The sequence below is a fragment of the Sphingobium sp. MI1205 genome (assembly GCF_001563285.1).
Lineage (GTDB): Bacteria > Pseudomonadota > Alphaproteobacteria > Sphingomonadales > Sphingomonadaceae > Sphingobium.
The window spans coordinates 1,924,078-1,949,623 of the sequence record NZ_CP005188.1 but is presented as its reverse complement, the minus strand read 5'-3'; the positions used below and the strand labels follow the sequence as shown (position 1 = coordinate 1,949,623).

Genomic DNA, 25,546 nt, shown 5'->3' with positions numbered 1-25,546 from the left:
ATCTCACTGTAGGACGCTTAGAGGACTAACAACGGGGGTTGCAAAAATGAATATCAGGTTGACTGGCTCCATGATTGGAGCCGGAGTATCGCTTCTTTGCGTCATGGCGGCGGGGGCCGCGACCATTCTTTCCACGGGTTCTACATCGACAGGCACATCCACCGGATCAACGACAACCCTGCTCAGTAGCGGAGCAGCAACGTCATCATCGACGACGACTACTTCGTCATCGGCCGGAACGACGTCAACTATCACATCGAGTTTTTCGAACTTCGATTTCGTAGACGGTACAAAGCTGCCAGAAAAGGCGACCCTGTCGCTCGGCAATGCGACCTTTCAACCAGGAGCCGGTACTGCCTATGTGCCAGTGACGCTGGATCGCCCGACTCCTAACACGGTCATCGCGAGGGTCATCACGGTAAATGGATCCGGTACGTTGCGCGCGCTATCGGGCTATAATTACCAGACCATCGATACCGTCGTTATTTCCGACCCGGCGATCCACTCGTCCAGACGGTGGCAGTCCCGATCATCAGCGCGGGTGAGGGCCAGCAGTTTCAGCTGAAGCTACGCGAAACGCCATGGGGTGGTTTGCAGGGACAGTCTTTTGCCACCATAACCGCGACAAGCAATGTCGCGCCTACCGCCAAGGCTACGGCGTCATTTCGCCAGCCGCGTACCTTTGCGACGACCGGCACACTTCAGTTCGAGTTGAAGAAGGAAACGCACAAGCGTTCTCCTGATGGCGGATGGAACCGTTGGGCGACCTCCCTGTCGCATGGCCGTACCCAGGTCGCCAATGGCGAAACGGGCCTGTATCTCGATTCCAGCCTCTTTCCAGGCGTTGAAGGCCCGGTATATTGGGGCACGCAAGGCCTCGTGCTGCATAGCCAGAAACTCAAGTCGCCCATCTATCATGAAGGGCAGAATTGGTATTATGGCGCGTCGGTGCTTGACGGCCGCAACTTTCTGGCGTCCCAGATCGGCTACGGCCAATATGAGTGGGAAGCCAGGATGCCCAACCGCCGCGGATCCTGGCCCGCCTTCTGGCTAATCTCGACCAGCGGCTGGCCGCCGGAAATCGATGTCTATGAGGGCTTCGGCTATCAAAGCTATTGGGATTTCGACCGTCATGCCGGCCAGGCTATCCACGGCGGTTCGGGCGGAACGCGTAGTTTTCAGCGGGGCGTCGCGATCCAGACCGAACAAGCCTATGGGCTGAAAGGCTATTCGCAGAGCTTTCATCGTTTCGCCGTGGATATCCAGCGCGACTATATTACCTGGTTCGTCGATGGGGTGGAGACTTACCAATCAGTCAATCCGTTCCAAGGTCATCGCTGGTATCCGATTATGGATGTGGCGGTGAAAACGACCGGCAGTTACGATGATGGTTCTGGCGACATGATCATCAAGAGCTTCCGCATCTATAGCGCGCCATAATGGCTGTGGGCGCCGCCTGACAGGGCATAGAGGCGCCCCCAGCATTTGATCCACTGCCCGGCTATGTCCACTCGGCGTGCGCCGGGCAGCATCATCATTGCAAGGCCAGCGGTTCGAACCGTGAGGATGCCGAGGGTTCGACCAAGCAACATCATCTGCCCAGCCATTCCGGGATTCTGCTTGCGCCGTGTGAGAGTCTCGCTGAAGCCGATCCGCCACATGCGTTTCAACACCCAGGACAGCTTCGCACGCTCGGCTGGCACCCATTCGCTCACCCGCGCTTGGGGAGCCCAGGCGAAGCGAGCTCCCGCTTCCCGGAGGCGCGCGAGGAAATCAAGGTCCTCGCCGCCGCTGCGGTTGAAGCGCATGTCGAACCACGGATGGCTGATCAATCCCAGCGCCCGACGGCTCACCAGCAGGTTATTGCTTGCCCACAGCATTCCGGTGGCACCCCAGGCGCGTTGCTCCGGCCGGAACACCAGGGTCTGCAACGCCCACCGCGGAGGCTTGCCGGTGAAATGGAAATCCACAGGGCCTGCCACTACGTCGGCCGCAACCTGCGCCTGACAGGCAAGCAGAGCGTCCAGCCAGCCCTGCTGCGGCCATTCATCATCATCGATCATTGCAATGAAGCGCATCATGGGATCGGCCATGGCCGTGGCGAATATGGCGTTTCGAACGGCGCACAGACCGGGCTCTGGCACGGGCAGTAAGGTGAGGGGAAGCGGATAGCCTTCCAGCTTTAACGCCTGCAAAACGGCCCCGCCCTGCTGCGCGTCGCCGTCATTGTCGGCGATCAGCAGCATGACGTCGCTTCGGTCGATAATGGACGCTAGTGTTTCCAGAAGGTGTCGCAATTCGGCCGGCCGCCTGAAGGTCGGTATGGCGATCCAGATCGCCTTGCCATCCGTCATGGTGCCGCCGCCTCAATTGAGCGGGGCCGTTCTGGCCTGCCGCGTTGCAGCCATTTGATCAACTGGTGCCCGCGAATCTCGATCAGCAGGTAACTCACCCAGCAAATCAGCCATGTCGCACCGATCATTCCGGCGACGAATAGCCAGTCAATCCCGGAGATCCCGTGCCGCTGCGCGACAGTCATCGCCCGCGCTGCAACGTCTCTCACCAGCGGGTGCCACAGGTAGATGGAATAGCTGATCAGCCCAAGGTGGAAACTGACTGGATTGGCCATTACTGCGCGGGCCGCAGCGCCGTCATAATAGCAGCTCAATACCAGCAACGGCATCAGGCAGACGACCAGTATGTCAGCCCGAGGCAGCAGCAGGGCCAGCGCGATCAGGCCGCAGATAATCGCGAAGCCGCCGCGCCGGTCGATCAGCGCCCTGCACCAGGACTTGTCGGCAATACGGAAGGTGAGCACGCCAAGGGAAAAGCCGGCAAGGCAGCGCAACAGCGTCAGAACGCTGTCATTCTCATTCACGTCCAACGGCCCGCTGGATCCCAAGCCTGATGAGGCGACAAGGGTCAGCAGCATGATGCACAATGCCGCCTGCACCAAGGCCCAGCGCGAAAAGGCCATGATCGCGATCAGAGGATAGATGAGATAGGCGGCAACCTCCGTGCTGACCGACCAGCTGTTACCCGCAATGGGCTGGGTGCCCCAACCCCAGCTCTGCACCATGAAGAGGTTGCTGAGGACATTGGCAGGCGTCAGCTCGATGGATTGGTTGCCTGATACATTGAGCAGGATGCGCAGGCCGAACACAAGCGTCACGACCAAGTGCAACGGCCAGACCCGCGCCATCCGATTCATGAGGAAATCGATGTAGCTTGGCATCGCGAGATGCTTCACTACCCGATCGTGATAGCCATAAGAGATCACGAAGCCGCTGAGGATGAAGAACAGGTCTACGGCCAGATAGGCTCGTGAGAAGAGGGGGATGGCAAAGTCGGCAAAGGCCGGCTGATGCGGGATATGGTACAAAAGCACCGAAACGGCGGCGACCCCGCGCAATCCGGTCAGTGAAGCAACCCTCATGCGCTGCGGCTCCTCATGGCAGGCGCTGAATCGAATGCGGCGGCGATCGCGTCCCAAAGGGGCTTGCGGCCCATTTTCGCGTCCAGCGGGAGTCCACGCGACAACTGACCGTCCGGCCATTTATATTCAGGGAAATTGGACAACCAGGAATAGCGGTCCGACAAGCCCCAGCACAGGATCGACTCCATCGCCGGATTGTCGAGTGCAACGTCGAGAAACGCCTTGGCCATGGAGGCGACTTCCCGGTCGCGCTTATCCGGGCTGGGCGGACCCCCGCGATCTGCGACATCGAACTCGGTGATCGAGAGTTTCAGTCCATAGCCGCTCAACGTGCGCAGGAATTCAGCAAACTGTCGCTCATTGAATCGTTCTTTATAGGGTTTCAGATGACCCTGTATGCCAACTGCGTCGATTGGTACGCCTCGTCCCATCAGCCTGTCGAGCAGCTTCAGCAGCGCCGTTCGCCGTCGTTCGCAGCGAGGGGAATCATGTTCGAGGCCGAAGTCGGTCAGGAACAGCATCGCTTGTTCATCGGTATCCCGTGCCTTGTGGAATGCGATGTCGATATAATGCTCGCCCAGCGCCTTCATCCACATGCTGCCCATTCGCATGCCGTCGGCCCGGCCCTCATTGGGTTCCACCGCCTCATTGACCACATCCCACTCGCTAATCCGCCCGGCATAGCGGCGCATTGCCACATCGATGTAGCTGGTCATCAACTGCTGCCGTGCCTTCCCGTTGGCTGCATTCAGCGCGGGTTCGAGCCAGGGAGGGTTGGCGGCATACCACACCAAAGCATGGCCGCGTGCGCTCATGCCATGTTCCTGGGCGAAATCGATGATCTGATCCGCCCCGCTGAAGTCATATTTCCCCGGCTTGGGTTCGGTTGTGCCCCGCTTCAGTTCATATTCCTGCACGACAACATCGCATTCCCGCACCACTGCCTCGCGAAAAGCCGTATCCTCTCGCAGCAGCCGGGATTTCACCGCCGCGCCGAAATGGCGACCAGACCTGCGTGCATGTTGAGCAAGACCATAGTGTGAAATATTTCGCGCGACGCCAGGGGGCACGGGCGAGCAGGCAGCCAGCGCCACAGCGCTTGCAAGAAAATCCCGCCGCTTCATAGCCGCTGCATCCTTCCGGCGAAGAGCCGTATGAAGTCGATCCATTTGTCACAGATGCGACGATAGGCAGTGTCGGGAAGGACGATCTGCATCAGTACCGCTGCTGCCAGCCTCGGCCCATATGCACCGTGCAGCAATGCTGCGAGATAATAGCGCATCGCCCGGCTGCGGCTGGTCGGCCAGATGCTCTTTGCCGCGTGCCAGCCCATATAGCCGGAAAAGGCGCGGGCTGAGATGTAAGGTCGCAAATCGGCGAGCCAAGCCAGACTGCCGATATTGCCGCGTACCTGCGATAGCCGGTCTTCTGTCGTTCTATCCGCCCAGATCGTGCCCGGTCTGTCTGCCATTACGAACCGGGCACCCGCGAGTGACAGGCGGAGGGCGAAGTCGGTGTCGTCGCCGAACTTCACATCCTCCCGATAACGCACCTTTTCGGCGAGCGAGCGGCGAAGCGCCACGCTGCTGGTCTGGATGAAGCCGCGGTCACACATCAGGTAGCGATCTACCCGCTCATTACTGGCGATCGCGCGGGGTGGTTTGAGGAAACTGCGCCCGCCGCCGCGATCCGCTAGCACCTGGGCATAGGCGACAATATTTTCACCTTCCTCCAGCAAGGGTAAAAGATCGGCGAGGTGATGCGGCAGGAAACGGTCGTCGCAATCGAGAAAGGCGACGTAAAGCCCGCGTGCGTGATCGACACCCGCATTGCGGGCGGCTGACGCGCCTCGATTCTGCTGTACGATGATGGTCAGGCGCGGGTCCTTGATCGCGCCCAAGGCGATTTCTGTGCCGTCGGTCGAACCGTCGATGACGACGATTACCTCTATGACCGCGATGCTTTGTTCCAACGCTGAGAGAACAGCAGCCATCACGGCTTCGCGTCGCTGATAAGTAGGGATTATGATGGAAAAGATGGGCTGGGCTACAGCCGCCCGTAGCTGGGATGGAGGTTGCCAGGCGCTCATCACGACCGCGCCCCGCCATGGACGGGATCGCCCTTGCCGAAGCGTAGGACGAAGCCGTTGACAAGCGATCGATAAAGCCGCTTGGGAAGGTAGGATCTCAAGACCTGCCGGGCGACAACCTTGGGCGGGACACCGCCCGCGAACAGCCCCACTGCCAGATCCCGCAGTGCCGCGACTGGGCGGATGGGCGCCATATGATAGGCCAGCACCGTAGCGCGATAACCTCGCCGCGCTCGCTCTGTCAGCATGTGGCCGCAGCGATCGAGCCAATCGAGCGAAGTTTCATAGCCCCGCACATAGGAAGTGCGCCCCGCTTCGGTCGCATCCAGCCAGACCGTCAACGGCTGTTCGATCATCCGGAACCGGGCGCCTGCGCTTTGCAACCGTACACAGAAGTCGAGATCCTGCCCTTTTTTGAGCGCCGGATCGAAGAGCACCTTACGGGCCAGATCGCGAGGCACCACCATGGTGGAGGTCTGCATGAACTGATTGGCGCAGAAGAGATATTCGCCGACGTCCTCACCGTCGCGAATGCCGCGATCGGGCCTGATCCAGTAGCGATCGACACCTCTATCCACCTTCATCCGGGAATATAGCACCGTCCGCCCGTCATCCTTATTCAGCGCCTTGGCCATGGTGGACAGTTTTCCCGGTAGGAACAGATCGTCGGAATCCAGGAAAGCAATGTGTCGTCCGCGGGATGCTTCGATCCCGCGATTGCGGGCAGCGCCGCCACCCGCATTATGCTGTCGGATGTAGCGTACTCGAGGGTCGCCGATTGCCTTGATCACGGTCTCCGGATCATCACGGGATCCGTCATCAATGACTATGATCTCGAAATCCTGCCAGTCCTGCGCCTGCACCGACTGGATCGTATCGGTTAAGATCTCGGCGCGATTGTAAAGCGGAATGACAACGGAGAAGAAGGGGGCTGCATCTGTCATGCGCCGTGCACCTTTCGATATTCTTCATATTGAAATCCGGCGATACCGGCGATCTTGCCAACAGCGCGGTATAGCTTGCCCAGCCGCACGACCCGCTTGCCTCGGTCGAGCGTGGCCACCGCGCCGAGGGTGCCCACTAGGACGCCGACCACGATGCGGGGCACTTCGCCCAGTAATGTGCGAAGCCGCCCCTTGTGATACCGCTCCACCATCATGTCGGTCATGCCGAGACGATAGCCACGCATGAGCAGCCATCTTGCGGTTACGCGGCTTGCCGGAATGAGTTCCGTCACCAGTGCATCCTCAGCCCATGCGAAACGAAACCCTTGGCGGGCCATTCGCGTGAACAGTTGCTTGTCGGAGCCGCCGGTCAGCGCCATTCGCTCGTCGAACGGGTTCTGGCCCATCGCGCGTAACGCAGTGGTGGAAATCAGCACATTGGCGGTGCTATCGATGAGCTTTACCGGCCCTGACATACCGCGCCGCTTGGCCTGCAACAGCGGATGCCGCGCGGCCCAGGGGGCAAGATGGTTGTCCATCTCGCGCGCCACCGCGCCACCCACCACGTCAGCGTCCCACCGATCTGCCGCACCGACCAAGGCGTCGATCCAGGCTGGTGATGCTGCTTCGTCATCGTCAAGCATGGCGACATGCGTGACGCCAGGCGTCGCGATAGCTTTAGCCACCAGCGCGTTGCGCACCAGCGGTATGCCGCGTTCCGCCACCAGCAAGGCCTTCACCGGCCAACGATAGCCCTGTGAGGCCAGACGCTCGACCACCGCCATCCCTTCGCGCCGCCCCGCGTCATTATCGGCGACCAGCACCTCCACGCTATGAGCCGTATCCAGCATGGCGATTGACTCCAGCGTCCGCTGCAATCCAAGCGGTCGATTGCATGTGGCGACGCAAATTATGATCCTAGCCATGAGCCGTCTCCGCTGAAGAAATTTGCCGCCGCTGCCATTGGGCGCGCGGCCTGGCCTTGAAGGTTGCGTGCGCCGTCGCGATGGCTGCGAGGAAGATCACCCAGACCTGCCGGTCTTTGTCGAAGAAGCTGGTTTCCAGCAGATTCTGATACATGACGAACACCCAGACCGCGAAGGCAGGCACCATCAGATGCTGGTTTTGCTTGGTGGAGCCGGTCAGGAACCAATAGGCTGGCAGCGCCAAAAAGCTGACCAGCAGCATGATCAGTCCGAGTGGCCCGGTCGTTACGAGGATTTCCAGATATCCATCATGCGAGTGGGCCGTCAGCATCTGAAACTGCTGGTTTAAATAGTCATGAGCGGGGGAATTTGCGCCGACCTGCCAAAAACCGCCGAAGCCAGCCCCCAGATAGGGATGATCCGCCAGATAATCGAATACCACCTGCCAGATCGAGACACGCCCAGTAAAGCTGGTGGGGTCGGCGAAAAGCCGTTCGATTGTCGGTTGATAGGCGATATAGAGCGCCAGGAACCCCACCATGCCAAAGCCCAGCATCATGAGCAGGATCGCCCGCTTTTGCGTGCTATCGCTGAGCGCCCTGTAGATGTTGCTGATCACGAGCATGCCTATGCATAGCGCCAGGGACGTCTTGCTCTTCGTACCGACTACGAACAGGAAAGCCATGAGAGCGAACAGCGCGTAATACCATTTTCGTCGGTCGATCCACGCATTGCCGCAAACGATGAAGCACAATGCCATCACCGCTCCCGCGATATTCTTGTGGAAGAAAAAGCCTCTCCATGCGCCGATCAGCGCCTTGTCGCTCTCGGTGGGTGGATGCACCGCCGCAGGGGTCAGCGGCATGGCTATCCAACAGATAATCAGTGACGTGATCAACGCCCACCGCAGGGCGGCGAACAGCCTTTCCGGCCCCATCAGCGCCAGCGCGCAGAAGGTGATGTAAATCACGATAAACTGTTGCATCACACGTTTGAAGGATACGAAGGGATCCACGCCCCAACTGCATGTGATCAGGAACCAGACGAGCATGATCGCCAGGGGCCAGAAGGTGAAACGGTATTTCAGAGGATGCTGACGCAGCATCTGCACTGCCGTCAGCAGGAGGGCAAAGCCGATGAACAAGGCCTGCTTGAAAAGGTCCGATCCGTCGTTATCCGCCGCCATAGCAACCAATTCGTCCTGCGTGCGCGACGCGAAGGGCTGCTGGCCGATGAATACCATCATCAGGAACACGAAGTAGAAGATCTGCGTGACCACAACCATGCGGCTGTCCTGCTCCGCACCAGATGAGGCGGGCAGGGCGGGTGAGGGCGCATTGCCGATGCGATGCCAGGTGGAGGCCATCAGCCTGCCACTCCGTGCTGGGCGCGCCATTTCCGGTCGATCTGCCAGATGCCCAGCATCATCACCAATTGCGACAGTACGACGCCCGCGATGGAAAAAATGGGGGCCACCGCCAGCGTCAGCAGGGTCACCGCGACAAGTCCCACGCCACAGCTGCGCAGACTCTGGTTTGCAAGGGGCCTGAATGCCTTACGCGCCTGCGTCATGACGCTCATGGGCGCCTGGACGCACTGGACGAGAGAAAGCAGGGCGCATAGTCCGACGGCAATCGCCACCAGTTCATGGTCGAGTGTGGGCTTCAGGATCAGCTGCGGAAAACCGAAGAGCACTACCGCCGCGACGCCGCAGGTCGCCGCCCACAGAAGAACCAGTGCGACCATGAAGATGCGTTCCGACTTGATCGCTCCTGCATGATCGCCGCTGGCTACTGCGCGGGTCATGCGCGGCCGTTCAAGTTGGGTGAGCGCAGTGATGCACACATTCACCGGCCGAAAGAACAGCATCCCTACCGCCACCGGCGCAAAGGCTGTCGGTCCAGCGAGCAATGTAACGATATAACTATGTGAGTTGGAGGTCGCTTCGGTCGATAATACGCCCACCAGCGTCCAGGCCGATTGCTCCCGCCACACTGGCCGGTAACCGCTCAAGGCGCGCCCCGGCCCCATCGCGATATGTCGCCGCAGATAAGCCAGGCCGAAGGGCGTAAGGCCCACAAGGCTAGCCGCAACGAGCATGACGCCGATGCTGGCGAGATCAGCCCCGATGCGCGTTGCAATCAGCAGCCCGGCAACGATTGTCCCGGCATAAGCAAGGTCTGATCGTGCCGCGCGAGTGGGGGCGTGATGCGCATAGGCATTAGACCGCCCGAACCAGCGCACGAGGGACAAGGCCCCTGCCAGCCCGAACATCGCCGCCGCCGATGGCGACGCCGTCGCCCACGCTATGCCCGCGCAGAGCAATCCCTGGCTGAGCGCCAGCAGCAGGTTTACCGGAAAGAAGAAGTCGAACGATTTGCTGTCGGCATCGTCGCCCTGATTGACCGCGATCGTGTAGGGCGTAGATACCAGCGCGTTCGACAGGCCGTAGCCGAACTGGATGATCACCAGTAGAAAGGCCAAGGTGCCGATCGCAGCAGTGCCGAGATGGTGGATCGAAAACAGCTGTACGCCAAGATGGCTGACCGATACGATTGCGGACGACAGGCTGGCTACGCCGAAACGACCCAACAAGGCGCCAAGCCCCTTTCGCTGTGCAAGGGGAGACGAGACATGCTCAACGCTCGCCCCTCCCGCCTGAGTGAGGGGAGCAGGAAGGGCGTCCGATTCAGCCCGTCCTTCAGCCATGGCGATGTTTCCAGATCAGCCACAGGGCATGTGGATTGGTGGTGATATAGCGCCAAGCGAGCTGCCTGGGACGCGTCACCATCCGGTGAAGCCATTCCAAGCCAGATTTCTGCATCCACATCGGCGCGCGGGGATAGTCCCCGGTCACATAATTATAGAGCCCGCCGCAGGTCACTACCCAACCGGCGTTTATCCTGTCCTTGTTGCGAACGCAGAATTCCTGCTCGCGCGGCTTGCCGGTGCCGACCCATAGCACATCAGGGGCTGTCGCATTGATCTCTTCGATCACGGCATCCTCATCTTCGCGAGACCAGAAGCCGTTGCGCCGACCGGCCAATTCCAGTCCGGGCGCGGCGTCCATGACACGGCGCGCGCACTCCGCATTCACTTTCTCCTCGCCGCCCAGCAAATAGTAGCGCACGCCTTGCTTCGCCGCAGGAACCAGACTGTCTATGAACATGTCGGTGGTGCTGGATCGATCCGCGATGGGTGTATTGCCGAACCAGCGTGACGCCATGACGATGATCTGCCCATCGGCATGGATCAGGTCGGCCTGGTTGAGGTCTGCCCGGAACTGCGCGTCGCTTGCATTCATGGACAGTCCCTGACCGTTACAGTCGAAAACCAGCAGAGGCGGCTGCTTCTGCATCCGGCGCAGGGGGGCATCCCGCAGCATCTTATTGATCAACGCATCGAGGGAGAGGGTGGAGACAGGCACGCCGCCAACCATCACGCTCTTTTCAAGTCCTTCCGCAGACGGAAAGGGCTGGCGCAGCGCCCGGTCGGCACTCATGCAATCACCGTCCCGGCGATCGGTACGCCCTGCCTGTCCAAATCGTCAATGATGCGGCGCATATCGGCGATGGCAGTGTCACCGCGCCTGGCGACGATGGCCACGGCGTCGAATCCGGTCAATATGCTCCCGAACGGCGTCTGTTCCCCCTTGCCTTCGGCCAGGTAGAACAGCATCGATGTTTCCCGCAGGCCCCAGCCATTGGCGGTGTCCGCAAGCGGACCGCGCGTGATCATGCTCGACGCGCTGCCCGATGCGCGGCCAGCGGTCATCAGCCACAATCCTTCGATTGCCGTCTTTGACGCGGGCAGCAATGCCGCGCTGCCCATCAGCTGCTCTGCAAGCCCGGCCTTGTTCTCGACCCGGAATAGCCGGTCCAGCGAGGGGTTTACCATGTCCACATCGACCAGCATCGTCTGCCCGTCCATCTGCGCCAGCACCACCGCAAGGTTTGCGGCGATGATGGCTGCCTCGTCGCCTGCGCCAACCGACAGCACCGCCAGTCGAAGGGACGAAGGATCGCCGCCAGCAGCCGCTGCCTTCATCTTGGCACGGATCGTCCTGATCTTGGCGGCGTAAGGGTTTGCCGGATCGAAAGCCGCGATGACCTGTGGATCGATCCGCTGGTCGCCTGCGGGCAGCAGCGAAAATCCGCCCGCCAACGCAGCCAGCAGACCGGCTGCCTCGCTATCGAGCATTCCCAGATCGATCGCCGCATCAGGAAATGGCAGGCCCTGAGTCCGTGCATGCACATCGACGCGGGTGATATCCGATTCGGCCAAGAAACCATGATCGACCGCCAGCTTGGCAAAGCTGTGATTGTCGCGTGTGCGGGGACGCAGTGCGGCGGTCCCACCGCCCGGCATCAACTGGGGCGGGGCGCCTGCTGTGGAACGCAGTCTCATGCGGCCTCCTGCTGTTTGAAGAACCAGACCCCGCGGGCGGGCGCCGGCATCAATTCGGTGATGACTTCGACTTCGGTGGCGCGGGCAACGCCAGCGGCCGAACGAACGCGGGGTTTCAGTATCTCGGCGATGATGACAGCCGCCACGCCGCCCACAAGGCCAAGCGCCACGCCAGCGATGAGCCAGAGCATCAGGTTCGGTTTTGCGGGAAACAGAGGGACAGCCGCCTCGTCCAGCAGGCTCGCATTGGGCTGCGAGATCTGACTCTTGAGCGTCGCTTCGTTGAAGCGCTGGCGGACGGTGTCATAGGTCTGCCGCGCAGCATCGACGTCACGCTGAAGCACCATCAGCTGGTCCTGCACATCCGACATGCGGATCATCCGATCCTCCTGCCCGGCCATGTTGGACTTCAGGTCGCCCTCGCGGCGATTGGCCGCAACGCTGTTCGCGCTGACTGCGCCTGCCTGGCTCGACCGTGCGGCCGCGAGCTTCGACTGGAGTTCCGATAGCTGAGCATTGGCGGCGACCATGCTGGGATGGTTCGGGCCGAGCGTCTTCGACAGTTCGGAAACCCGGCCTGATTGCGTGGCCACCTGTTCCTGCAGGTTCTGCACGATCAGCGACCCTTCGATGTCCGACACCGCCCCCGCGCCGGCTTTTGACCGCGCCGCAGCGGCTTCAGCCTGCGCCTGTGTCAGCTGATAGGACATGTTTTTCAGCTTCTCGGCTTCCAGGTCCATCCTGTTGATGCCGATGATGTCGTGCGCGCGTTGGAAATCCGACAGCCGTCGTTGCGCCATTTCATAGCGCCGCCGCACTTCCTGCGTCTGCTCGTCAAACCACTTGGCTGAACCGCGGGCCGGGGAGGCGCGTAATTCCACCTGTTCGCGCATGTAGACCTGTGCAGCGAGGTTGGCGACCTTCGCGGCCGTGGCAGGATCAGCGTCGAGATATTGGAGCTGCAGTACATTGCTCTGCCGACCGCTGGTTACCGTAAGGTTCGCGCGCACGCGATCGGCCGCTTGCTGCAGCCGCGCCGCGGCCGGCACATCCTTGGGCAAGGCATCCACGAAACCCGCTTCCTTCGCCACGGCGTTGATGACCTTGGCAGAGCGGATGACGTCGGTCTGAGTGCCCAGGATGCTATCAACCTCGACGCGCGCACCCTGATTTGCGTTGGAATCGGTTGGGTCCGTCTGTGACAAGTCCAGCAGCAGCGAAGACGTTGCCGCGTATTGGCGCGGCTGCATGAAGGCGATGATGGCGATGATCAGGAACAATGCACCACCCAGCATCGCCGCAGTCCGCCAGCGCGCCTGAACCGCTGACAGAAGATCTATGGGATTCATGGTCATAGCCCGTCCACTCCTCGCAACATGGCGCGCATTTCTTCGGCGGGGGTGGGAGCAGGCGGCACAGCAGGCGCCGGCTGTTTCGCCATCAGCAGCAGAAATTGCGGCGCCAGCGTATCTTCGAACATGAACAGGTCGCCGCCCGGCATTGGGGTAAGCGCAGGTTGCAATCGTCGCATGGCGTCCGCGGCCTGCCCTTCATTGATCGACCCGCCCCCCAGCACTTCCTGGCCAAGCCGGACCAGGCGGTCGTAGGAGATCACCGACATCTGCGACGCCGCAACGCCCGCCAGCGCGATCATCCGGCGGCTGGCATTTGCTTCCCACAAGATGCGCCGGAACAGGGCGTGAGTGGCCCCGCTCATTTCTGCCCAGTCCTCCAGCGCGGAGGCGAGGCCCTGCTCAACGTCGGCCAGCGTCATGCGGTCGCGCCCGCCAGCCTCTGTGACGAGCGCGGCCTGCATGCCGAACAGCCGCGCATGATAGGGTGAGCCCATGGCTGCCCCTGCCAGCGCGTCAAGCGCGTCGGGATCAAGCTGCAACCGGGCATTTTCCGCGCAGCTTAACAACAGCCTTTCCAGCTCCGGCTTGGAGATTGGCGCAACGCGCTGTGGCGCGATGTGCCGGCGCAGAGATGGATGCGCCGCGATCAGCCCGTCCACATCGCCCGCAATGCCCACCAACACCACCTGTACCGGCGAATGGATATCCGTCAGCAGCTTCAGCAGCGTCGCGACTTCGGACTTGGCATTGTCAGAACGGACCCGGTCATATTCGTCCAGGATCAGGATCGAACGCTGCCGCACATCCTCGACGAGCAGCGCCGCGAGCCGGGTCACATCCAGCGGTTCGTCCATCAGCTTGCGCGCCTTTTCCTTGCCAGCGGTGCTCATGGGCAGTTCGGCGAGGAAGGGACGGAAAAGGGAGTCGAAATCCGCGTCCCCGCTTGCGGATCCATACAACGCGACGCAGCCGGCTTCGTCGGCCAGATCACCGAACACCCTGGCCAGCGACGTCTTGCCTGAACCCCGCGTCCCAAAAATGACCGCGTGTTTGCGCTGGACGACGATGGCCTCGACCAGTTTTTCCAACTCGCTGTTGCGCCCCGCCAGTCCATGGCGGTCCGTCACAGGCATCGCCGTGCTGAAGGCGCTGTAGATGGAGTCCCGCCGCAGGCTGATTGGCTTTAGCGGCGTCGCCATTGCGCCCATCGATAGAGGGCGAGGAGCTTCATGAGCTTCTTCGGTTTGGTGGACCGGCCGAAAGCCAGGGGGTGCGGGCGTGTCCAACAAAAGAGGTTCTGGCGCTGTCATGCGCGGGCCTGGGGTCGGGGTTTCCGTACGCGGCATGCTGCGGCGAAATGAAGCGAGCCAGTCCAGCATGCCGCTTGGCCGGTCCTGCGCGAAGCCATGATCGATTGCGGTCAAAACAGCTTCTCCCGGATGATGAGGACGTCTTCAGGCTGAACCGGATCATCCAGGTTCGCCTGTATTTCCTTCCCCCCCCGGCGTACTTTTATGCGTTTCGTTGAACCCGCCAGCGTCGGGCCGCCTGCCAGCGCAAGCGCTTGGCGGAAGCTTTGGCCCGGCGCGAATGAAAAGGCGCCAGGTTGCTGTACCTGGCCGTACACATAGACTTTTTCAGCTGGCGGCACGAAAAGGATGTCGCCTGGCTTCAACTGCCGACTGCCGCCGACTGCCATATCCGCCAGAGAAATTCGAACCGGCCCGCTGCCATCGGCGGGGGTCAGGATCACGGCGTTGGCGCCGTCCTTCGTGGAACCGCCAGCCTTCGCCAGCATCGATGCCACGCTGTAGTTCCGATCGAGTGGATAGTTGCCTGCCTGAGGCACATTCCCAAGTACGGTCACGAAGCGGCTGACATAATTACTGACTTCCACATTGACCGATGGGTTGGTGAGAAAGCCGCCGCTCGCATAATTTGCCGCGATCGCCTGAGCGAGTTGAGACGTCGTTTTGCCTCGCGCCTGAACGGGACCGATCAGGGCGAGCGCAACGGTGCCATCCGCTTTTATCCGGGTGGTGGCCGAAAGATCGGGTTGTCCGAAGATCGAGATCTTCACTTCATCATCGGGCCCTAGTTGATACCCGGTATCCGCCGCCGGCGCCGTTGGGCTGGCAGTGCTGACAGCCGCCCCGGCCGTCTGAGCCGTGGCAGCCGCGGGGACGGCCGCCGCCAGGCAGATCGAGAGGCTGGTCAGGAGAGTCTCTGTTTTCACAGCTCGTGCTCCTTCAATAATGAGGGTCAAAATCTGAGCGCCGCGCCCAGCGTCACTTGGGTTCCACTGAATTCGGCCACATCTGTGTCTGTGCGTCGCTTATAGCGTTGGGCGTCGAGCGAAATATCGAAGCGATCGGACAGCTTGCGCTTCAACATCGCCCCGAACCGCAAGTTCCGGTCTGCGGAGATGGAGAAGGGGCGTAGCGCCGCATCCTGCCGGAATTTGCGCCGCTCCAATTCCCCGTAGAGACCCGCTGAGGTGAGTTCTGAAATCGCGAACGCGCCTTCCAGCCGGTGTCTTGTGCGAATGGCGAAGCCGCTGGCGATTAGGCTGTCGTTGACGATGCTGCGCTCGGTGGTCGCCGTCAGCTTTAGCCGCGGAATGATACCAGTGGACAGGCTGACGTCCCAACCCAGGCCGTCATAGCTGCCTACCGCCGCCGAATCGCTGCCCACATCCAGCCAGCGGACTTCTGCATCCATCTGCGTGATCGGGGATACTTCGCGCTTGAACCTAAGGCCGTAGCTGTTGGTCCGGTTCTCGATTCCAAGATTGCGTCGATCGCTGTTCACGCGCTCGTAAAAAGCGGTGACAGTGCCGAGGCTGGGCATATTGTAGCCGACGCCAGCCAGAAATGTGTCGCTGGTCTGGTCGGCGAAGTCGAACGCATCAGCGTTACGGGTCAGATCTCGACGATAATTCGCGACTGGGAACAAGCCGGGACGTTCGCAGTCGAGCTCTGCTCCGAATGTCGCGAAGCGCTGAAGATTTTCCGTCTGCTGGTTGAGGTCGCCATAGTCAGCGCGCTGCTGTCGATAAGAGATCAATGGGGTGACCGAACAGGTGGCCCCGAAGCGGATGACAGCTTTCGCCTCTGTGTCGAGCCGCAGCTTGCTGCGCTGCCCTTCTGAAACAAAGCGGTCATAACCAACCCGTCCGCGAAGGAGCAGGTCATGCCGTCCGATCGGCTTGCCATAGGTCAGTTCCGCCCAAGGCGTGACTATAAGATCCTCGGTCGGATCTTCGACCCGATCGTCCACACGGTAGATGTTGTCATCATAGAGCAGATCGAGACCGGCCGTGGCATTGAGGCCCATTATCTTGATACGGGATTCGTCATCGACCTGCGTTGCTTGCGCCGCAGCGGAACCAGGAGCCGCCGTCAAAGCGATGGCGCCCAGCGACGCAGCTACCGCGCAGCAAAGTGGCAAAAATTCCTGGTTTGCGGGCGCACAAAGAAGTCGCCGCAAACGCGGTGTGTATGCAATATCCAAACGCGCAACCCTTTATTGCATTGCAGCAATATGGGTATGCTAGTCGGGTTTGCACGCAAAGCGAACCATCCGGAAAGCGGCTTGTCGCGACTAAGCAACGGTTCGGTTGGTCACGAAAATAGCCGCAGCGAACAACTTGGTTTCCGGCTAAAAGCGTTCATCTGACAGCAATGTTGAAGCATTGCCGTCTGTTCATAGTGCGGCAAGTTTTTGGCCGAGCGTGGTCCTAGAAAACGGCCCAGATTATGCCCGCGACTGCTGCCGCAAAAGCGAAGATGCCGGCCCAACGAGAGAAGATTTCGACACCGCGATCTGCTCGATCAGCGAACTGCCTGGGCGCAGCCTCTACCGTAATCTCGGCCCGTCCCTGAACCGCACTGTTCGAGGAAGAAGGTTGCGCAACAGCAACCGTTGCAAAATCATCCGCCACGTCTTTGATCCGCCCTGTTCGTGATAGCGGACATATCCGATTTTACGGTTAACAAATAGTTTTCAGGCGGGCAAAAACATCGTCATTTCGCCGCAAAATCAAAGGCTGTACAGAAAATCCACGATCATCGCGGTTGGCGGTGACCCTGTCAGTAGGCGTTCCGATGAACGAGTACGTTGAGCGTTCCGATCAAAATCCCAATGTCGCGCGTCAGGCTCCAGCCGTGGAGATACTCCAGGTCGGCTTCGACACGATTGAGAATATCGCGCCGGGTTTCCGTCGCTCCCCGAAATCCCCGGATCTGTGCAAGGCCCGTGATGCCCGGTTTCAGCGCGTGGCGGTGCCAATATTGGCGATCGACCTGCCAGAAGAGCTGTTCCTCCGCAGTTGATCCCAGCGCGTGGGGACGGGGGCCAACCAAGCTCATTTCACCCAGCAGGACGTTGATCAGTTGCGGCAGTTCATCAATACTGGTCTTGCGGATGAAAGCTCCGACACGGGTGATGCGATCATCATCTCGTCGCGTCGAAGCGGCGCCGGCCGCGTCGCATTGTTCAACGCGCATGCTGCGAAACTTTAGGATATGAAACAGGCGATTGCCGCGACCTATCCGCTCCTGCTTGAAGAATACCGGGCCTGCTGAATCAAGCCGGATGGCGATGGCAATGGCGATCATCAAGGGTGCCAAAGCGATGAGCAGCGGCACCGTAATCGCGATGTCGAGCAGTCGCTTCTTCGCCCGGTTCGCAAGATTGAGCGGGCCACGGGCGACGACGAGTGTGGAAACACCACGATAAGTCTGAACGGCCAGCGGTGCCATGTGATCCAGTTCGGGCACAATGATCTCCCCCAGGATATTTCCGCCCTTCAGCATTTGGGCCCAATCGGCCTTGCGGTCGGGGGGGCAGGATATGACAACCCGGTCGAAATCCCGCAGCAGGGTGCCTAAACGGTGAAGCATATATGGGTCGTCGAGGTCAGCTTTGATCCCCGCAGCATCCGCATCGACGATGACCATGCCGCTTACGTCGTGCGGAATCGTGCCACCATCAATGATTAGCAACTGAGCAAATAGATCGTCGCTAAAATTGCGCCGCACTGCCCTGACAATCAGCAGCCTTTGCGCCACCAGCAAAGCGCCGCTGCAAATGATACCTGCCGAAATGCCCAAGCGTGACAACTGTCCCGTCGCCTTAAGCGAGAAAACGACAAGCAGGAAGATCAGCAGCGTCGCGGCCAAAGCCATAGATGCGTTACGCAAGCTGGGCGTAATGCGAGTAAGGCAGACAGGATTGTAGGCCTGATTGTGGAAGGCGATGACTCCGTAGACGATCATGCCGCCTGCAAGAGGTTGCCAAAGTTCGCTGGACAGCAATGGCATGCCGGTCGTGCGAAGGCCTAAGGCAAAGCCCGTTGCCAACGCGCCGAGGTCGGCCGCGAGCAGCAGCATGCACAGCCAAAGCCTCACATTCCGCTGGACAGCGGCCGTTACCGGCTGGCGACTGGGAGAACCTTCGATCGCCAGATCAATTTTCGACATCTGCAACCCTTTTTATGTCCTGACGTCAAAATGTCCGCCGACCTTGTCGATCGGCGCACATTGCATCAGACATCCGCTGCCTTCTGATTTATGTTGCGCAGCAGCAGGACATAAATGTCAGGGGCTCGCAATCAGTGCTGGGACGCCCGGACGATCTTTTCCGATGATCCGTTGGTCTCAAAGGACATGACGCCCCGGTTGCACGATGAGCTGAAATTCGACGAGAGGAATATTCAAGCAAAAATTTACCGTTCAATCGAACCCCTTGAACGAATCAGCTCGGCCGAGCCTCCGAATCAAGCCAAAAGCCACCAGCTCAAGAGAGCGAGCGAGACCAGCAGCGCGAGTGGACCAGCCCAGCGGGATAGCAGTTGGACTGCTGCCTCGCCCTGATCGTGCGTGAAAGGCCAACCGCCTCTTGGCCGAACCGTCTCTGGCGGTGCGGCTACGATGGGATCGTGGCGCGGTTCCGAATGAAGCTCCGCGGCGCTGGAGCTTTCATCGTGAGGCTGAGGCGACAGGTCGATCATCTGCAAAAATGCCTTGAACGGGCTGATCCAATCATATCAGCAAAATAGAAGCTTCGCCGGAAAAAAAGAAGAGCGTTATGCAATGCGACATCTCATCGCCAGCGAGCGAAGTTCTGCGCTATGTGATTGTAAATTTTGGCGCTGCAACCGAACGAAGCGCCATTCTCAGCTTGGCGGTCGCGATGGAATTTTCCATTATTCCTTGGCAATATCCATTGCGCTCGCTTTGCTTTAAAAAGCGGCAAACTCGTGTCGGCCTGTTCTTGGCAATTATGATCGATCTATCGAGCCTTCGCTTGGCCCCGCTAACCGGACGGGTCGTCGCACGGCTCTTCTGCTCTCGCAAAGGCATGGGCAGGGGGCAGGCTTCCTCCTGGCCTCTCAAAAAGATTGCTTTCCTGCGATGAAATTGCCTCGGTTCCTTTCGTCCTCCGCATACGACATGGCCATCGACCTGGGCACCGTTAACACAGTCATTCACGTTCGGGATCGAGGCATCGTGCTAAACGAGCCGTCGGTGATCGCTATTGAAACCCGACAGGGCTTTCGTAGGGTTAAGGTTGTGGGCAATGAGGCCAAACTTATGATGGGCAAGACGCCTGCGAACATCCAGGCGATCAGACCTCTGCGCGATGGCGTCATCGCTGACATCGACGTCGCGGAGCAGATGATCAAACATTTCATCGATAAAGCGCTGGACGGCAGCCGGTTCGGCCGACGTCACGAAGTCGTCGTTTGTGTGCCTTCTGGTTCCACCATGGTTGAGAGGCGTGCGCTTCGCGATGCAGCCGCGAACGCAGGCGCAGCTCGGGTGCAATTGATAGAGGAGCCGATGGCTGCGGCAATCGGCGCAGGCCTGCCCGTTACCGAGCCGCGCGGTGCGATGGTGGTCGATATTGGCGGCGGCACGACCGAGGTTGCAGTGCTGTCGCTGAGGGGTATCGCCTACAGCAACTCCGCACGCGTCGGAGGCGACCGGATGGACGACGCCATTGCTTCGCATATCCGCCGCAATCATAATTTGATGATAGGGGAAGCTACGTCCGAGCGCGTGAAATGTGAAATTGGAGCTGCTACTCCTCCTGACGGGGAAGGGCGACGGATCATCGTCAAAGGCCGAGATCTGGTAAACGGTCGGCCCGCCGAAATGAGCATCAGCGAGGCCGAGATCGTCGATGCGCTCGCGGAACCGGTTGGACAGATCAAGATGGCGGTGAGAACGGCGCTGGAACAGACCGCGCCTGAGCTAGCCGCCGACATCATCGAGGAAGGCATAACGCTGACTGGCGGCGGGGCACTGCTCAGGCGGCTCGATGAAGCGCTGATGGAAGAAACCGGACTACCGGTAAAGGTGGCCGACACGCCGCTGATGTGCGTCGCGATGGGAGCTGGGAAGGCGTTGGAAGACCCCGCCTATCAGGGCGTCCTCACCATTTCCTGATAGCTAGGCGGTGTTTACATTATCGGCAACATTTGAGTGCAGCGACGAGGTTGAGGAAGCCAGCATAGTTTCTGGCGAGTTTGTCGTGGCGCGTGGCGCGTGGCGCGTGGCGCGTGGCGATGCGGCGGGAGTGTTTGATCTTGCGGAAGAAGCGTTCGATCAGATTGCAGTTCTTGTAGATTGCGGGGTCGAAGCTGCGCCAACTGGCAGTTGTGGTTCGGGGCGGAACGATGGGCTTTGCGTCGGATGCGGCGATTGCGTCCATCGCGCGTTGTCCGTCATAGCCCTTGTCGGCCAGCACATGACCGGCCATCAGGGCGATCGAGCAAGGCTTCGATCTGGGTGATGTCATTGCGTTCGCCGCCGGTCAGAACGAAGCGGACGGGATTGCCAAGCGCATCGGTGGCGGCATGAACTTTGGTGCTCAAGCCGCCTTTTGATCGTCCCAGCGCGTGAGCTTCAAACCGATCTTCGGATCGATCGCTTTTTTTGGGGCACCGGCACTGTGCTGATGGGCGCGCACGATCGTGCTGTCGACGAGGATGTATTCGAAGTCGGCGTCATCGTTCAAGGCATTGAAAAGACTCTCCCAAACGCCGTTGCGACACCAACGGTTGAAGCGTTGATAAACGGTGTGCCAACGGCCAAACTCCTTCGGAAGAACACGCCAGTGCGCCCCCGACCGAGCCAGCCACAGGATAGCTTCCACAAACAGCCGATTGTCTCGCCCGGTCCGTCCAGGGTCTGTCGCCTTGCCCGGCAAATGCGGCGCTATCCGCTCCCAAACCGCGTCACTCAGTTCCTGTCGATCCATCCATGCTGACCTCCATCCCAGCCAGCAGCTTGAATGACTTTTACCACTTTGGGAAACATGAATGTAAACACCACCTAGGCCGTGTGGATGAATTTTCCTCATAGTGTTTTCGTAGTATTTGTGGGCGACAGAGAGATCAAAGCGCAAGCAATTCTCAGCTATTGGCCATCAGGCGATAGCCTACCCCCAGTTCATTCATTATCAGCGCGGGGCGCGAAGGATCAGCCTCCAGCTTCTGCCGCAGATTGCGGACCACGATCCGGAGATAATCGATGCGGCGATCGACCTCATAGGGCCAGGCTGCCTCAAGGACGCGCTGATGGGTCACAACGCGGCCAGGGTGCAGAGCAAGCTGGTTCAGCACCTCGAACTCCTTGCGGGTGAGGTGCACCTCTTCGCCGTCGCGGGAGACCTGACGATTGACGAGATCGATCGTCAGGGCGCCGGCCTGCACGGTCGGGGAGGCTCCCTGTGCCTCGACGCGGTCGCGCAGGGTCGCGCGCATGCGGGCAAGCACTTCTTCGCTGTCGAAAGGCTTGGTCACATAATCATGCGCTCCCAGATCGAGCGCCGCCACTTTCTGATCCGTAGCATCGCGCGCGGACACGACGATGATCGGTGCGGGACATTGCTGCCGCAGGAGCGTCACGATTTCCAGGCCGTCACGATCGGGCAGTCCGAGATCAAGAAGGATTGCGTCCGGTCGGCCGTCCCGGGCCTGGCTGAGCGCCTCGGCCGCCGTCGTAGCCTCGATTGTTGCATATCCCGCCCGAGTAAGCATGCGTTCGAGCAAGCGGCGGATGTGAAGGTCGTCGTCGACGATCAGAATACGGTGTCCGGTCATACATCTAGTCCTTGCTCCGATTGCCGTACGAGCAGCCGCTCGGGGAAATGAATGCTGAAGCAGGCGCCTTTGCTGTCTTCGCGGTTCTGCGCATTGACGGTCATGCCCATCGCCTCGGCGAAGCCTTTGACAATCGCCAGTCCGAGGCCCGTGCCGCTGACAGACCGGTCGGAGCCTTCAAGCCGGCGGAACGTCTCGAACACCTCGGCTTCGCGGCCCTCCGGCAGGCCGACGCCGCGATCTATGACCGACAGGACAAGCTCGCCGATGGTTCGCTTCGCTCGGACGATGATAGGCGTGCCGGGGTCGCCGTAGCGGCCGGCATTGTCGAACAGGTTGAGAAGGCAATGGTGGAACAGCTGCGGATCGACCATGACTAAAGGCAGGTCGGGCGCAACATTGAGTTCTATGGGGTGCCCGTCCAGAGAGCGGCGCGTATCATGGACCGCACTTCCGACGGCATCGGTAAGATCCACCGGCTCGATATTGAGCTTCAGCGCGCCGGCCTCGACGCGGGCCATATCGAGCAGGTTAGCGACGAAGCGGTTGAGACGGATCGCTTCGCTTTCCAGCGTGTCGAGCAACGGATCCCGATACTTGCGGCGCAGTTCGGCTGCCGCAGCCAGGACCGATGTCAGCGGCGTTCGCAGGTCATGGCTGACTGACGACAGCAGAGCGGTACGCAAACGCTCGCGTTCATGCACTGCGTCCACGTCGCGCATCTCGCTTTCAAGCCGCAGTCGTTCGAGCGCCAGCGCCGTCTGATCGATGAGGCTTCCGAGCAAAGGCAATTGGTCGGACCGGACTGGGTCACCTCCATCCTCTCGCGCGAGGCCGAGGACGGCGAGTACGCGGTCGCCAGCCCGCAGCGGTTGGAACTGCCAGTCGGACGCGGTGAGCGTGCCGGTTCCACGCCCCGCCGGTTGGCCGGTATCGTTGACCCATTGCGCCGCAGCCATTTCCATCGTTTCGAGGTTCGAGCCAGTATGGCTGGCTGCCTTGATCGAAAAACCGGTAGGGGATTGCTCGAGCATCACCACCCGGAGCGACAGGAGCCGAGCGATTTCCACGCAGGCGGCGTTCGCCACTTCCGCCGGCTCGTTGAGCGCGGTCAGATGGCGCAGATAGCCGGCCAGCGCGGCGTTGGTGCGGGCGCTGGTCGCGGCGAGGTCGGCCTGCAACCTCACGCGGGACGTGAGCTGGCTCGTGACGAACGCGACGCCCAGCAGCACGAAGACCGAAATCACATTTTCTGGATTGCTGATCGTGAGCGTGCCGGTCGGCGGCAGGAAGAAGAAGTTGTAGGCGAGGCTGGAAGCGAGCCCCGCGAACAGGCCGGTGCGAAGGCCGAACAGGCTCGCCGCGGCCATGACCGGTACGAGATACAGCATCCCGACATTGCCCAGGTCGAGAATGTGAAACAGCCCCGAGCCGATCACCGTGACGGCGACCACCGACGCTGCTGTCCAGACATAACCCGACGGCGCGCCCCAGGGCGAAACGGAACTGCGCCTGATCCGTGGTGATCGGGTCGCGCTCGGCTGCTCTTCGTCAAAGGGGAGGACATGCACTGCAACACCGGGCGTCTCGCGCACGAGACGATCGACCACCGACCCGTGTCGAAGCTCGAACAGGCGCGAGCGCGCGGACTTGCCGACGATCAGCTGGGTGGCGCGTGCGTCGAGCACAAAAGCCTTGAGGCCCTCAGTGACGCTCGAAGCAGGCACCGTCGCGACCTGACCACCGAGTTGGGTGGCGAGCGCGAGCACGGCCGCGATCCGCTGATGCTCGTCGGGGCCAAGCTGGCGGGTGCGCGCCGTCTCGACATGAACGGCGGTCCATGGCGCATGAAGGGCATCCGCGATGCGCTTTGCCGCTCGGACAAGGCCGCCCGCCCCGGCAAGCTCGCTGACCGCTACGACGATCCGCTCGCTTCCCGCCCACGTGCCGCCTAGCGCGTTGGCACGGACATGGTCGAGCATCTGTGCGTCGACTGCCTGTGCCGCCCGGCGGAGCGCCAGTTCGCGCAGAGCGGAGAGATTCGACTTCGAGAAGAAGTGGTTGAGCGCGCGCGTCGCTTCCTGAGGTAGGTAAACCTTGCCTTCCTTAAGGCGTTCGATCAGCTCGTCGGGCGGAATGTCCACCACCTCGATCTCGGCCTGTTCGAGGATGCTGTCCGGTACGGTCTCCCGCACCCGAACGCGGGTGAACGAAGCAACAACGTCGTTGAGGCTCTCGATATGCTGGATATTGATCGTCGAATAGACGTCGATACCCGCGTCGAGCAACTCCTCGACATCCTGATAGCGCTTGGGATGGCGGCTCCCGGCGGCGTTGGTGTGCGCCAGCTCGTCGACCAGCGCGAGCTGCGGGCGCCGCTCCAGCAACGCGTCCAGATCCATCTCGGTCAGCCTGTGGCCTTGATGTTCAATCTCGCGACGTGGCAGGATTTCGAGGCCGCGCGTAAGAGCTTCGGTCTCAACGCGGCCATGGGTCTCCACCACGCCAACGACGACGTCGATACCGGCCTTTCTGCGTGCCGCGCCCTCGGACAGCATCTCGAAGGTCTTGCCGACGCCCGGCGCCGCTCCGAGGAAGATCTTCAGCTTGCCCCGGCCTTCCTGCGCGGCTGCGCGCAGAAAGACTTCGGGGGCAGGTCGATCCCGCTCCGTCAACGCGCGGTGCCGGTCCGCTCGTTCGTGATCCGATCGAGCTGCTGGTTGAGCGCGAGCACGTTGACCCGGTCCTCGCCGAGGAAGCCCAGAAGGGGATGCTCGACGTTGCGCGTAACCAGCGAACGAACTTGCGCTTCGGCAATGCCCCGCGCGCGGGCCACCCGCGCGGACTGCGCAAGGGCGGATTCCGGGGAGAGGTGAGGATCGAGTCCCGAACCGCTGGCGGTCACGAGATCGCCCGGCAACGGTCCAGCTACGCCGGCGGCGCGCTGCTTGTCGATGTCGCCCTTGACGCGATCGGTCAGCGCCTGCGCGGTCGGGCCCAGGTTCGAACCGGCAGAGGCGAGGCCGTCATAGCCTTTCCCCGCTGCCGATGGCCGCGTCTGGAAATAGCGGTCGCTGACGAACGCCTGGCCGATGACGGCCGACCCGACCGCGCGCCCCTGCGGATCGCGGATCAGGCTGCCCTTGGCCTGAGAGGCGAAGATAGCCTGCCCGATGCCGGTCATGACAAGAGGATAGACGATTCCCAGCAGAAGCGCGAACAGGATCGTGAGAACGATGGCTGGGCGCAATGATGTGACGAAGTCCTTGTCCATGAG

At 60.9% G+C, this 25,546-nt stretch carries 22 protein-coding genes and 1 pseudogene; 4 read left to right on the top strand and 19 right to left on the bottom strand.

What is annotated here, in order from left to right; all coding sequences use genetic code 11:
* Positions 1-70 precede the first annotated feature (70 nt).
* Positions 71-565 (top strand): hypothetical protein, encoded by a 495-nt coding sequence (locus tag K663_RS24870; protein WP_235589410.1) that lies wholly within the window; start codon positions 71-73, stop codon positions 563-565.
* A complete protein-coding gene (locus K663_RS09340; protein WP_235589409.1) occupies positions 517-1,440 on the top strand; it encodes a glycoside hydrolase family 16 protein in 924 nt (307 codons plus the stop codon). The genes K663_RS24870 and K663_RS09340 overlap by 49 nt, the downstream gene beginning before the upstream one ends.
* Here the strand turns inward: K663_RS09340 and K663_RS09335 are convergent.
* The 15 genes from K663_RS09335 to K663_RS09265 all read right to left on the bottom strand — a co-directional run bounded on the left by K663_RS09335 (position 1,425) and on the right by K663_RS09265 (position 18,640).
* Positions 1,425-2,354, bottom strand: a complete 930-nt coding sequence (locus K663_RS09335; protein ID WP_062116533.1) for a glycosyltransferase family 2 protein — start codon at positions 2,352-2,354, stop codon at positions 1,425-1,427. The two genes, K663_RS09340 and K663_RS09335, sit on opposite strands and share 16 nt — an antisense overlap.
* On the bottom strand, positions 2,351-3,436 hold the full coding sequence (locus K663_RS09330) for an acyltransferase family protein (RefSeq protein ID WP_062116530.1): 1,086 nt from the start codon (positions 3,434-3,436) through the stop codon (positions 2,351-2,353). Before K663_RS09330 ends, K663_RS09335 begins: the two co-directional genes overlap by 4 nt.
* Complete coding sequence (locus tag K663_RS09325; RefSeq protein ID WP_062116527.1) at positions 3,433-4,560, bottom strand: endo-1,4-beta-xylanase; 1,128 nt, start codon at positions 4,558-4,560, stop codon at positions 3,433-3,435. Before K663_RS09325 ends, K663_RS09330 begins: the two co-directional genes overlap by 4 nt.
* Positions 4,557-5,429 carry a glycosyltransferase family 2 protein gene (locus K663_RS09320; protein WP_235589408.1) on the bottom strand — a complete coding sequence of 291 codons (873 nt, stop codon included), beginning with the start codon at positions 5,427-5,429 and terminating at the stop codon, positions 4,557-4,559. Before K663_RS09320 ends, K663_RS09325 begins: the two co-directional genes overlap by 4 nt.
* A gap of 95 nt (positions 5,430-5,524) precedes the next feature.
* Positions 5,525-6,469 carry a glycosyltransferase family 2 protein gene (locus K663_RS09315; protein WP_062116521.1) on the bottom strand — a complete coding sequence of 315 codons (945 nt, stop codon included), beginning with the start codon at positions 6,467-6,469 and terminating at the stop codon, positions 5,525-5,527.
* Positions 6,466-7,395 carry a glycosyltransferase gene (locus K663_RS09310; protein WP_062116518.1) on the bottom strand — a complete coding sequence of 310 codons (930 nt, stop codon included), beginning with the start codon at positions 7,393-7,395 and terminating at the stop codon, positions 6,466-6,468. The genes K663_RS09315 and K663_RS09310 overlap by 4 nt, the downstream gene beginning before the upstream one ends.
* Positions 7,388-8,761 (bottom strand): O-antigen ligase family protein, encoded by a 1,374-nt coding sequence (locus tag K663_RS09305; protein ID WP_062116516.1) that lies wholly within the window; start codon positions 8,759-8,761, stop codon positions 7,388-7,390. Before K663_RS09305 ends, K663_RS09310 begins: the two co-directional genes overlap by 8 nt.
* Positions 8,761-10,104: a polysaccharide biosynthesis protein gene (locus K663_RS09300; RefSeq protein WP_235589407.1), complete on the bottom strand. Its 1,344-nt coding sequence runs from the start codon at positions 10,102-10,104 to the stop codon at positions 8,761-8,763. Before K663_RS09300 ends, K663_RS09305 begins: the two co-directional genes overlap by 1 nt.
* A complete protein-coding gene (locus K663_RS09295) occupies positions 10,097-10,897 on the bottom strand; it encodes a WecB/TagA/CpsF family glycosyltransferase (RefSeq protein ID WP_062116511.1) in 801 nt (266 codons plus the stop codon). Before K663_RS09295 ends, K663_RS09300 begins: the two co-directional genes overlap by 8 nt.
* Positions 10,894-11,802 (bottom strand): P-loop NTPase, encoded by a 909-nt coding sequence (locus tag K663_RS09290; RefSeq protein WP_062116508.1) that lies wholly within the window; start codon positions 11,800-11,802, stop codon positions 10,894-10,896. Before K663_RS09290 ends, K663_RS09295 begins: the two co-directional genes overlap by 4 nt.
* Positions 11,799-13,157 (bottom strand): GNVR domain-containing protein, encoded by a 1,359-nt coding sequence (locus tag K663_RS09285; protein WP_062116505.1) that lies wholly within the window; start codon positions 13,155-13,157, stop codon positions 11,799-11,801. Before K663_RS09285 ends, K663_RS09290 begins: the two co-directional genes overlap by 4 nt.
* Entirely contained in the window at positions 13,154-14,356 is a 1,203-nt protein-coding gene (locus K663_RS09280) for an ATP-binding protein (protein ID WP_235589406.1), read from the bottom strand. The genes K663_RS09285 and K663_RS09280 overlap by 4 nt, the downstream gene beginning before the upstream one ends.
* A gap of 221 nt (positions 14,357-14,577) precedes the next feature.
* A complete protein-coding gene (locus K663_RS09275) occupies positions 14,578-15,393 on the bottom strand; it encodes a polysaccharide biosynthesis/export family protein (protein WP_062116502.1) in 816 nt (271 codons plus the stop codon).
* Between the two features lie 26 nt (positions 15,394-15,419).
* Positions 15,420-16,502 carry a hypothetical protein gene (locus tag K663_RS09270; RefSeq protein ID WP_237227921.1) on the bottom strand — a complete coding sequence of 361 codons (1,083 nt, stop codon included), beginning with the start codon at positions 16,500-16,502 and terminating at the stop codon, positions 15,420-15,422.
* 746 nt (positions 16,503-17,248) lie between these two features.
* On the bottom strand, positions 17,249-18,640 hold the full coding sequence (locus K663_RS09265) for an exopolysaccharide biosynthesis polyprenyl glycosylphosphotransferase (protein WP_062116498.1): 1,392 nt from the start codon (positions 18,638-18,640) through the stop codon (positions 17,249-17,251).
* Between the two features lie 607 nt (positions 18,641-19,247).
* On the opposite strand from K663_RS09265, the gene K663_RS09255 reads away from it, so the two are divergent.
* Positions 19,248-19,577: a hypothetical protein gene (locus tag K663_RS09255; protein WP_062116492.1), complete on the top strand. Its 330-nt coding sequence runs from the start codon at positions 19,248-19,250 to the stop codon at positions 19,575-19,577.
* A complete protein-coding gene (locus K663_RS09250; RefSeq protein ID WP_062116489.1) occupies positions 19,574-20,611 on the top strand; it encodes a rod shape-determining protein in 1,038 nt (345 codons plus the stop codon). The genes K663_RS09255 and K663_RS09250 overlap by 4 nt, the downstream gene beginning before the upstream one ends.
* A gap of 19 nt (positions 20,612-20,630) precedes the next feature.
* On the opposite strand, the pseudogene K663_RS09245 reads toward K663_RS09250, so the two are convergent.
* From K663_RS09245 to kdpC, 4 genes and pseudogenes are all read right to left on the bottom strand, one after another.
* Positions 20,631-21,425: pseudogene (locus K663_RS09245) on the bottom strand (IS5 family transposase).
* 154 nt (positions 21,426-21,579) lie between these two features.
* On the bottom strand, positions 21,580-22,269 hold the full coding sequence (locus K663_RS09235; RefSeq protein WP_062116481.1) for a response regulator: 690 nt from the start codon (positions 22,267-22,269) through the stop codon (positions 21,580-21,582).
* On the bottom strand, positions 22,266-24,944 hold the full coding sequence (locus K663_RS09230; RefSeq protein ID WP_062116478.1) for a sensor histidine kinase: 2,679 nt from the start codon (positions 24,942-24,944) through the stop codon (positions 22,266-22,268). Before K663_RS09230 ends, K663_RS09235 begins: the two co-directional genes overlap by 4 nt.
* Positions 24,941-25,543 carry a potassium-transporting ATPase subunit KdpC gene (kdpC, locus tag K663_RS09225; RefSeq protein WP_062116475.1) on the bottom strand — a complete coding sequence of 201 codons (603 nt, stop codon included), beginning with the start codon at positions 25,541-25,543 and terminating at the stop codon, positions 24,941-24,943. Before kdpC ends, K663_RS09230 begins: the two co-directional genes overlap by 4 nt.
* Positions 25,544-25,546 lie beyond the last annotated feature (3 nt).